The organism is Bradyrhizobium sp. sGM-13 (assembly GCF_018398875.1).
Taxonomy (GTDB): domain Bacteria; phylum Pseudomonadota; class Alphaproteobacteria; order Rhizobiales; family Xanthobacteraceae; genus Bradyrhizobium.
In genome coordinates this window covers 41,863-51,910 of the sequence record NZ_JAGWDK010000036.1, presented here as the reverse complement: position 1 = coordinate 51,910, position 10,048 = coordinate 41,863, and the positions used below count along the sequence as shown (strand labels likewise).

Below are 10,048 nucleotides of genomic sequence, written 5' to 3'. Positions count from 1 at the left end.
AAATAGTTTCACGCAGCTTAGCGCCAGCACCGCGGCGCCCGAACCACACGACTTCACCGTACGCTTCCTGCGCCTACGTCTTGCGCATTCCGCGTCCATCGCATCTCACCGCACGTTCGTGACGATCGCGAGCGCCCCTCATCTGCCGTGAGACGGGCGGAGTTATGCATCTGATTTGCCTGAGAAGTTAAGCGGAATATTTTTTGTTCCTGGGCTTGACATGATTTCTGAAAATCAGAAGTGATTTGCCCGACGGGCGCAAGAAAAAAACAAGCGTTTCAATATCCGAGCCTGAATGCCTGCCATTCGCTACCTCAATTTCATGTCAGCCCGGCCTTGCGCATTCCCTCCAGGAAGCGCTCCATCAGTTCCGGCCTCTGATAGGGCACGCTTGATTTGATCCATTCGATCGAGAGTTGGGGTTGCTCGAGGCGCACGTCGGCGAGAGATTGTTTGGCCTCCTCTATTCTCCCCATCTGGGCCAGGCTCGCGCAACGCAGGCGTTGGGCGCCGTGGAAGCCCGGGCGCAGCCGCAATAGCTGCTCCGAGGTTTCGAAGGCTTCCTGATATCGGCCCGCGAGATAGTTGGCTACGGTAATGCCTCCGAGAAACATCGCGGTATCGGGATCCAATGGGCTAAGGCGGATGGCTTCGTTGCCGTGAGCAATCGCTTCGCAACGCTGCCCCGAGAACGCCAGCCCATGACTGAGATAACAATGCGCTGCCGCCGAACTCGGATTGAGGTTGACGGCACGCCGGAATGCCGCGATCGATTGCTCGGTGCGCCGCTCCATCATCGACCAATAGCCGAGCGCTATCTGTGCCCACGGATCGCAATCATCGAGCGCAATCGCCCTAATGATGTGTGGACGGGCAGCCTGCAAACCCTGATCACGCTCGATCCAACCATTGTGCGCGGCGAACACTAGGCAGAAGCCAAGCAGGCTTCGGGCCGGGGCGTAATCCGGATAGGCTTCGGCGGCGCGATTGAGTGCTTCGATGGCGGCTTCGTTGTCCGACCGGGTCAGGCGCCAGACATGCGTTTGCGCGCGCGCCACCAACTCCCAGGCGCCGAGATCGCCTGACGAGCGCGAAAACGCGCGAACGCCCTCTGCTGCCAACAGGCGCGGCTGGATCGAGGCAACGACGCTGCTCGTGATCTCATCCTGTATCGCAAAGATGTCGCCCAGTTCGCGGTCGTATTGTTCCGCCCAGTGATGGCCGCCGGTGACCGCGTCAATCAGTTGCGCGCTGACACGCAGCCGCTGGCCGGCGCGGCGTACACTGCCTTCGAGCACGTAGCGGACACCGAGTTGGCTCGCGACTTGCCTGACGTCAACTGCACGGCCCTTGTAAGCAAACGTCGAATTGCGGGCGATGACGAACAGCCAGCGGACGCGGGACAGGCCCGTGATCAAGTCCTCGGATATGCCGTCAGCGAAATAATCCTGGTCCGGATCGCCGCTCATATTGTCGAATGGCAGCACCGTAATGGAGGGACGATCGGGCAAAGGCAGCGCGCGGTGTTCATCGGCATCCATCGTCGCGGCGCGTGCGCTCGAAGAAAGCTCGTCGCCGTAAATAGCTGTTACCGGCGAAGCAAACAGATAACCTCGTTTTGAAACGGTTTCGATGATCGCCTGAGCGTCGTCTTGCAGGGCCTGCCGGATCTCCTTGATGCACTGAACCAACGAATTCGGCGTGACGTTGAGGTTCTGCCAGACGTTGTCGATCAATTCTGCCTTCGGAACGAGCCGGCCGGGATGCTGCGTGACATACACCAGCACATCGAAAGACTTCGGCCGCAGCGGCACGTTGACGCCCTCGCGGCGCAAACATGCCGATCGACGGTCGACCAGGAACGGGCCAAATCGGTAGTTCTTGAATTCCGACATCTTTGTAATACGCGGCCTATCCGGCGTCCGCGGACAATCTAGCGCATTTCATCACAATTTCACTGGTTCTTCACGGCTGCCACGCTCCCGAATGTGGGACCTTCGGGCAAGCCCTCTTTCGGGGCGACACGCAAGGAGAAGTTCCAATGAAGCCAACATCAGGGTTCTCACCGGCCATTCAGATCGGCAGCGCCCTCGCGGTCGCACTGTTTGCCACCGCCGCCCGCGGCGACGTCATCATGGACTGGAACGCCAAGGCCGACGCGATCGCGGTCGAAAAGCAGATGGCAAATGCCCCGAATGCCCGCGGACAGGCAATGCTTCACGTTGCGATGTTCGAGGCGGTCAACGCCATCGACAGGCGCTATGCGTCTTACAAGCTCAACCTCTCCGCGGACCGCGCCGCGTCAAGGGAAGCCGCCGCGGCTGCTGCGGCGTATGACGTACTGCTGGCGCTCCATCCCGACAAGAAGGCCGATCTCGATGCTGCGCTTGCCGGCTCCCTCGCCGGGATGGCTGAGGACGAGGCGAAGTCGAAGGGCGTCGAGCTCGGCAAAAAGGCTGCCGCCGGGATCATCGCCTTGCGCGCCAATGACGGTAGCAACACACCGGAAGATTACCGGCCCGCCACCACAGCCGGCGTCTATGTGCCGACCACGATACCGATCGAGTCCAAGAGTTCGAAGATCAAGCCCTTCGTGATGGTTAGCGCGTCGCAATTTCGCGCCGGCCCACCTCCCGCGCTGACATCCGAAACCTGGACCAGGGATTTGAACGAAATCCGCGAGATCGGCAGCAATGCCAGCGCGAAGCGCTCGGCCGAGCAGACGGCAATCGCCCGCTTCTGGTTCTTCACGGGGCCCAGAACCTACAATGCGATTGTCCGCCAGGTCGCCTCGATCCGGAAGATGGACCTGGTCGATTGCGCCCGCCTGTATGCGCTGACATCGATGGCCGGCGCTGATGCCTTCATCGCCGTATTCGATGCGAAATATGCCTACAATCTCTGGCGTCCTGTGACAGCCATCCGCAACGCCGACCTCACGTCCAATTCCGCGACCCCGCGCGAGGCATCCTGGCAGCCTTTGGGCGTGACGCCGATGCACCCGGAATATCCCTGCGCGCATTGCATCGTCGCCAGCGCCATCTCGACGGTGCTGCAGCATGTGGTGGGCAACGAAATCGGCGAGATCACGCTGACGAGCCCGACGGCTGCCGGCGCTACACGCAAGTGGACGCGGCTGCAGGACTATAGCGACGAGGTTTCCAGCGCGCGCATTTATGCCGGCTTTCACTACCGCTTCTCCACCGAAGCCGGCAAAGAAATGGGAAAGAAAATTGGTGACCTGACGCTTGGCACGCAGATGCTGGGCGCCGTGGCCGATGCCCAGCAGAAACGCTGATCGAGTAACGCCGAGGCCGGCAGTTCAGTCGGCCTCGTTGTCTGGCGCAAATCGCCGAAGGTCGTAGGGCAGCAATTCGCAGGTCTTCAGGGAGCTGGAGAGCACCTGGACGGGAGCTACCGCCTACTCGGGTTTGAAGCCAGACGCCTTGATCACCGGCCCCCACAGCTCGGAATCCGATTTCTGAATCTGCACAAATTCCTGGGCCGGTGTCCCTGTCGGCTGGACGCCGAGCGGTGTCAGCCGCTTGCTGAATTCATCACTGCGCACGGCTTTGACCACGGCCTGGTTCAATTGCGCGACCACCTCGGCAGGCGTCCTGGCCGGGGCATAGATCCCGTACCAACCCTCGCCGTGAATGCCATAGCCGCTTTCCGTGAACGTCGGCACGTCGGGCAGCACCGGCGACCGCGCCCGCCCCGACGTTGCCAAGACGCGGACACGCCCGGCTTTGTGAGCTTCGACGAGATCCTGTGTCGAGGTGAAGAACATCGGCAGGTGACCGCCAATGAGATCGGTGATGGCCTGCGGGTTGCCCTTGTAAGCGACGTGACGAAGCTCCAGGCCGGCATGGCGAGCGAACAGCACCGCGAAGAAGTGCGGCAACGATCCCGCGGCCGGCGTGCCGTAGGCCGCCTGATCGGCATGGGCCTTCAGCCAGTCGACCAGCTCCTTGAGGTCTTTGGCGGGCACATTGGCGCCGACAGCCATGGCAAGATCGTAGGTGCCGACCTGCGATATCGGCTGGAAGTCGCGCGCAGGATCGTAAGCGAGGTTGTCATAGACGTGCGGAAACAGCGCCATGGGCGCGATCGGCGTGAACAGCAAGACGCTGCCATCGGAGGGAGCGTCCTTGACCGCCTGCACGCCCAGGCGTCCCGCCGCGCCGGGCTTGTTCTCGACGATGACAGTTCGGTTGAGCCGCGCACGCATGGACTCGGCAATCATCCGTGCTGCGGTGTCGCCGACGCCGCCGGCCGGATACGGCAAGACAATCCGGATCGTGGCTTCGCTGCTCTGTGCGGCGGCGGGGCCGCTGAAGAGGAGGCCGAGGGAAGCCGCCAATATTATTCGGATCTTGCGCATCGGATGCCCCCGTCGATGGAGATGCTCGTATTGTCTTGACCGGGCGACCGTGTACCTCAATGATACATAAAGGAAGTCTCGTTCTCCTTATAAGGCGATAAAATTCATTTATTGGAGCCTTGCCGTGGTCTGGAATGTCGACCGACGCATCAAGCTGCGTGACCTGCATGTATTTCAGACCACGGCCGAGACCGGCAGCATGGCCAAGGCGGCCGCGCATCTTTCGATCACGCAGCCCGCTGTCTCCTACGCGATCTCTGAGCTGGAGCACGCTGTCGGCGCGCCGCTGCTCGATCGTTCGTCGCAGGGCGTGACGCCGACGGTCTACGGACGGGCTCTGCTTGAGCGCAGCGCCATCGTGTTCAACGAATTGCGGCATGGCATAAGCGAGATTGCTTCGCTCGCCGACCCCGAGGTTGGCGAGCTGCGGATCGGCACCACGCCGCCGATGTCGGCGGTCGCGTCAGCGGTATTCAACCGCCTGGTGCCGCGCTATCCGCGCATGCGGTTCGAACTGACCGTTGGCCCGACCGACGTGCTGCTGCGGCAGTTGCGTCAGCGCGACGTCGAAATTGTCATCAGCCGGCTGGCATCAATGGCCGGCAATGAGGATCTCGCCGTCGAGACGCTGTTTCACGACGAGTTAGTCGTGCTTTGCAGCAAGCGTAGCAAATGGGCCAAGCGCCGCAACGTTGCCCTGGCCGACCTCGTCCACGAGCCGTGGGTGTTTCCACCGCCGGCGGGCTTTCTCACGGGAGTCATGCGCGGTGCCTTTGAGGATCAAGGCCTGGAATTTCCGAGCGCGACAGTGACCACGGCGTGCACCTATTCGCTGAGCGTGCTGGTCGGCAACGGCAATTTCCTCGGCATCCATCCCCGCGCGATGCTGACCGCACCGAACGAACACCCACAATTGACCGCCGTCGATGTGCGACTGCCGACCACGCGCGGCGCGATCGGCCTGATCGCACTGAAGGAGCGGTCGCTCAGTCCGGTGGCAAAACTGTTCGCGCAGTCGGTGGCGCCCGTCGTGGCGGACATCAAGCCAAAGCGGATAGCGCGCGCGAAGCGGAGCTAGTGCATCCGAACAACCGGGAACGCTCGGGCCGGCTTTGGGGTTGTCGTATTCCAGCAACGGAGATGCCGATGCCAACCCAGCCGACCATCGCGCGCATCTGGCGCGGCCGAACGCGGCCCGAGATCGCGGATAGCTATGAAGCCTATATCAAAGCCGAAGGAATCCCGCCGCTGGAGAAGACGGCGCTTGGCGTGCAATTGTTCCGCGAAGATCGTGAACATGAGAGCTGGTTCACGACCATCTCGTACTGGAGCGATCTCGATTCGATGACCGCCTTCACCAAGGGCGAGCCGACCCAGGTTCATCATCTCGAGCGCGATCCGGAATTCCTGATCGAACTCCCCGAGTTCATTCAGATCCATCGGATCCTGGTCGACCGGCAGGGGCTACGTTAAGATTGCCGACCCTGCGCGGTCGCGAGATCAGACGATCCTCTTCTCCTTCAGCTCCTCCACCTTCGCCTCGTCGTAGCCGATCGTCGCCAGCACGTCCTTGGTATTCGCGCCGAGCAGCGGCGGGGCGCGATAGTCCTTCACCGGGGTGCCGGAGAACGTGATGGCGTTGCGGATCAGCGACAGGTCGGACTGCAGCGGATGGTTGACCTTGACCTGCATGCCGCGCGACTGCACGTGGGGATCGTTGAACACCTGCGAGAAATCGTTGATCGGACCGGAGGGCACGCCGGCCTTCTCCAGCTCCTCCAGCCAGTAAGCCACCGGCTTCTTCAGGAACAGTCCGGCGAAGATCGCCATGATCTCCTTGCCGTGGACGACGCGGTCGTTGTTCTTGACGAAGCGCGGATCGGTCGCTAGCTCCGGCGCGCCGAGCACGGCGCAGGTGCGCTGGAACTGGCCGTCATTGCCGACCACCAGCATCAATTCCCCATCGGTGCAGCGGAACACGCCGGCCGGCATGCCGCCATTGCCCCAGGTGCCGCGCCGCGGCGGGGTCTGACCGTTGACGAGAAAGATCTGCGCGTAATGCGACAGCGCGGCGATCACGGTGTCGAACAGGCAGACGTCGACATGCTGTCCCTCCCCGCCATTGACCTTGCGGTGATAGAGCGCGGCCAGAATGCCGATCGAGGCGTTCATGCCCGTCATGTAGTCGACGATCGAGGGGCCGACCTTCATCGGGCCGGCGCCGGGCTCGCCGTCGATATGGCCGGTGACGCTCATCAAGCCGCCCATTGCCTGCAGGATCGCGTCGTAACCGGCGCGCGGCGCGTAAGGGCCGGTCTGGCCGAAGCCGGTAACCGAGCAATAGATGATGCCGGGGTTGATCGCCTTGATCGACTCGTAATCGAGCCCGTAGCGCTTGAGATCGCCGACCTTGTAATTCTCCATCATCACGTCGCAGCTCTTGGCGAGCTCGCGAATGATCTCCTGGCCCTCCGGGGCCGCGATATTGACGGTGAGGGATTTCTTGTTGCGGTTGGCGCAGAGGTAGAACGAGTTGTTATTGTTCTGCTTGCCCTCAGGGTCCTTCAGGTAAGGCGGGCCGAAGGCGCGCGCGTCGTCGCCGCCGCCGGGACGTTCGATCTTGATCACCTCGGCGCCGAGATCGGCGAGCATCTGCGCCGACAGAGGACCAGCGAGCACCCGCGTCAGGTCGAGAATTTTGATGCCCGATAGTGGCAGAGCCGACATGAACTTCCTCCGAAATTTTTGGCGTGGTGGCGCGGGAACAGGGTCCGGCGCTTTGATGCTTGCCGATACACTATTTTGTGCGGCTGAGCCCTGCATTGTCGGCATGACGCCATCCGTTCGCAGGCGGCAAGGCCCGCCCCCTGCCGAAAATAAAACGGTCCGCCGAGGCGGGCCGTTCCCATCATCAATCTTGGTTTCCGCAATTACCTGTTCGCGCCGGCCTTGGCGCGGCTGGCACGCCATTCCAGGAATTCGCGATATAGCGGATCGCGCTCCTGCGGGGAAAATGCGGCGGCGGCTGGCGCGGCGACCGGCGCCGGCACGGCACCCGATGCTGCCGATACGGCCGCGCCCGGAGGCATGTTGCGGTCGAGCCATTCCTGTGCCGCCTTGAAGCGGGTCCAGCCGGACACCGTCGCCCGCGGCGCCATTTCCCTCCACTTCGGATGGAACGGCGGACGCTGCAACTGCGCGACCTTGTCGAACATCGTGTCCACCAGCAGCGACAGGCGGCGGTAGCGATCGCTGTTCGGCGCCCAGTTATACGACGCCAGCACCGCCTCTGCCGCAACCGTCTCGACGTAGCCGCCATCCGGCACAAGGCCCGGGTAGTCCGCCGAAGAAAGCTTGGAAGGCAGATATTCCTCCTGCAGCGTCTTGGCGTAGTCGACCGGGACCAGATGCAGGTTGCGATCGTTGACCTGGTTCAACCATTGCAACGGCTTGCCTTCGATCGCAACGATTGCGTCGACCTCACCCTTGCGCAGCATGTCCACCGCCAGTCGCGGCTCCTGGTAGATCAGATGCGGCCTGATCCCGAGCCGCTCGAACACGTTAATCGCGGTCACGAATGTCGAACTGTCGGGCAAATCGACCACCACGGTCTTGCCGTCGAGTTCCCGCATGTTGGTGATCGTCCGCGGCGCGAGGACGTGCATTTCCTCGTTGAACATCTTGGCCACGTAGACGAACTGGTTGCGGATGTCCTTGGCGAAGTCCTTGCGGTCGAGATAGGCGAGCGTGTCCTTGCGCACGATGCCGGCGTCGACGCCCCGCAGCAGCAGAATGTCCGCCACCGCCTGCACCGATCCGCGGCCCATGACCGGCAGGATCCGCAGCGCCGTGCCGTTGTCGAGCACGGAGGCGAGATCGGCGCCCACCTGAGCATAGGTGGAGCCGAACGAGCCCGTCATCAGGCTCACGGTATTGGCGTTGAGCTGGTTGGCCAGATCGCGCTTGGTGGCGGTGCCGTACTTGAAGATCGTCTTGAACGAATCAGAGACGGCGCCCGGATCGATGCCGCTTCGCACCGGGCCGAAGTGCTGCCAATTGCCATTGGTAAAGCGCATCATCCGCATCTGCTCGATCGGCGCGTGATCGGACGGGCTGGTGTTGATCAGGATGCCCTGCACCATCATGGGAAGCTGGACGCCCTTGATCGCGCGAGCCTGCTTCATGATGTTTTCGCGCGAGAGATCGTCGCCGCAGTTCTTCAGCACCTCGACCAGAGTCCTGCTGACCAGATAGCCGAGGACGGCCTGGCCGTTGGTCTTGCTCACGCTCGGGACATAACGCTGCATAAAGGCGCTCCACTCGCGGAACGCCACGTCACCGGCCGCAGCCGCGTCTTCGCCCTCCAGCCTGTATGCCGCCGACAACAGGCCTTCCGCATTTTGCGGGCCCGCCGGCTGAATCACGGCCGAGTACGAATTGGCGATCGACGCCACGAAATGGGCCGGCCGCCAGCCGAGTTCGGCGCTGCGCCGGATCGCCATGATGGCGAATTTCGGCGTGGTGAACTCAATGAAGACGTCGGCATTGGACGCCTTCAGCTTGGCCATCTGCGCATCGATATTGGTGTCGGTGACCTTGTAAGGAGCCTCGGCCACGATCGCGACCTTGCCGCCCAGGCCGTCCTTCAGGCCTTTCAGGTACTCCTTGCCCATGCCATCCTCCTGATAGAGGACGGCGATCCGGCTGCGGGGATGGTTCTCCAGGATATACTGCGCAAAAATTTGCGCTTCAGCCGTGTAGGTCGGCAGGAAGCCCATGGTCCAGGGAAATTCGCGCGGCTGGTCCCAGGCTGCTGCGCCCGACAAGGCAAAAAGCTGCGGGACTTTCTTTGAGTTCAGATAGGGCTGGATCGCCGCGTTGGTGTTGGTGCCGATGGTCCCCAAGGTGAAGAGAACCTGATCGTCCTCGACGAGCTTGCGGGTCATCTCCATGGTCTTGTTGGGGTCGTAGGCGTCGTCATAGGTGATCATATTGACCTTGCGGCCATTGATGCCACCCTCGGCGTTGACCTTGTCCAGATAGGCCGAGATGACCTTGGCGATGACGCCGTAGGCGGAAGCCGGACCGGTATAGGGAGCGGTGTTGCCGATCCGGATTTCATTGCTGCCCGGAGGCGCCGCGTACGCCCGATCGCTCATCATCGAGCCGGCCATCGTGGCCAGCACCAGCGCCGCTGCCGCGTTGCTCCGAGGGATGATGCTGAGCCGGCACATGGCGTCGCGGGCCGAAGCCCAGGACAATTGTTCCATTCGCCAGCGCGTGATGCCGATCGTAGCTCCCATTACAGTCCCCCTGTGAGCCCATACTCTGCAAAATAATAATCGCGTGATGCGAGCGGGCACCGTTTCAACCCTACTCGCCGACATTGTGTCTCAATCGGATTGATTTTGTGGCGAGTCCAGGCGTTCCGTAAGGCATGGTTACCGAGCGCGTATTTTCGCCCAAGAAATGCACGGAATTGCCATTAACTCACCACACGCGCAATCAGCACGTGTCCGTGTGCAGCCACAGATGCCTGCGGCGCATCATCTTGCGGACACGCTGTCGGGGACAATTTTGATCAAATTTTGACCGACGGAGCAGCACGCGGTTCGTCCGATCGCAAACCCCAGCCGGGCTGACCGGCTATCGCCTCGTTGCCGG

7 protein-coding genes are annotated in these 10,048 nt (G+C 62.1%); 3 read left to right on the top strand and 4 right to left on the bottom strand.

The features are described from left to right. Window positions 1-320: 320 nt before the first annotated feature. Entirely contained in the window at window positions 321-1,895 is a 1,575-nt protein-coding gene (locus tag KJQ96_RS32835) for a winged helix-turn-helix domain-containing protein (RefSeq protein WP_213290473.1), read from the bottom strand. A gap of 146 nt (window positions 1,896-2,041) precedes the next feature. Between KJQ96_RS32835 and KJQ96_RS32830 the strand changes: the two genes are divergently transcribed. Continuing rightward, window positions 2,042-3,298, top strand: a complete 1,257-nt coding sequence (locus tag KJQ96_RS32830; RefSeq protein ID WP_213290472.1) for a vanadium-dependent haloperoxidase — start codon at window positions 2,042-2,044, stop codon at window positions 3,296-3,298. A 123-nt stretch (window positions 3,299-3,421) separates the two neighbouring features. Here the strand turns inward: KJQ96_RS32830 and KJQ96_RS32825 are convergent, their stop codons facing one another. After that, window positions 3,422-4,384 carry a tripartite tricarboxylate transporter substrate binding protein gene (locus KJQ96_RS32825; RefSeq protein ID WP_213290471.1) on the bottom strand — a complete coding sequence of 321 codons (963 nt, stop codon included), beginning with the start codon at window positions 4,382-4,384 and terminating at the stop codon, window positions 3,422-3,424. 124 nt (window positions 4,385-4,508) lie between these two features. On the opposite strand from KJQ96_RS32825, the gene KJQ96_RS32820 reads away from it, so the two are divergent. Both KJQ96_RS32820 and KJQ96_RS32815 read left to right on the top strand, forming a co-directional pair. Continuing rightward, window positions 4,509-5,462 carry a LysR family transcriptional regulator gene (locus KJQ96_RS32820; protein ID WP_213290470.1) on the top strand — a complete coding sequence of 318 codons (954 nt, stop codon included), beginning with the start codon at window positions 4,509-4,511 and terminating at the stop codon, window positions 5,460-5,462. Between the two features lie 68 nt (window positions 5,463-5,530). Then, on the top strand, window positions 5,531-5,857 hold the full coding sequence (locus KJQ96_RS32815; RefSeq protein ID WP_213290469.1) for an antibiotic biosynthesis monooxygenase: 327 nt from the start codon (window positions 5,531-5,533) through the stop codon (window positions 5,855-5,857). A 27-nt stretch (window positions 5,858-5,884) separates the two neighbouring features. Here KJQ96_RS32815 and KJQ96_RS32810 read toward each other — a convergent pair whose 3' ends face one another. Together KJQ96_RS32810 and KJQ96_RS32805 are read right to left on the bottom strand one after the other, a co-directional pair. Further along, window positions 5,885-7,111 carry a CaiB/BaiF CoA-transferase family protein gene (locus KJQ96_RS32810; RefSeq protein ID WP_213290468.1) on the bottom strand — a complete coding sequence of 409 codons (1,227 nt, stop codon included), beginning with the start codon at window positions 7,109-7,111 and terminating at the stop codon, window positions 5,885-5,887. A 203-nt stretch (window positions 7,112-7,314) separates the two neighbouring features. After that, complete coding sequence (locus tag KJQ96_RS32805) at window positions 7,315-9,687, bottom strand: ABC transporter substrate-binding protein (protein ID WP_249734799.1); 2,373 nt, start codon at window positions 9,685-9,687, stop codon at window positions 7,315-7,317. Between the last annotated feature and the right edge of the window lie 361 nt (window positions 9,688-10,048).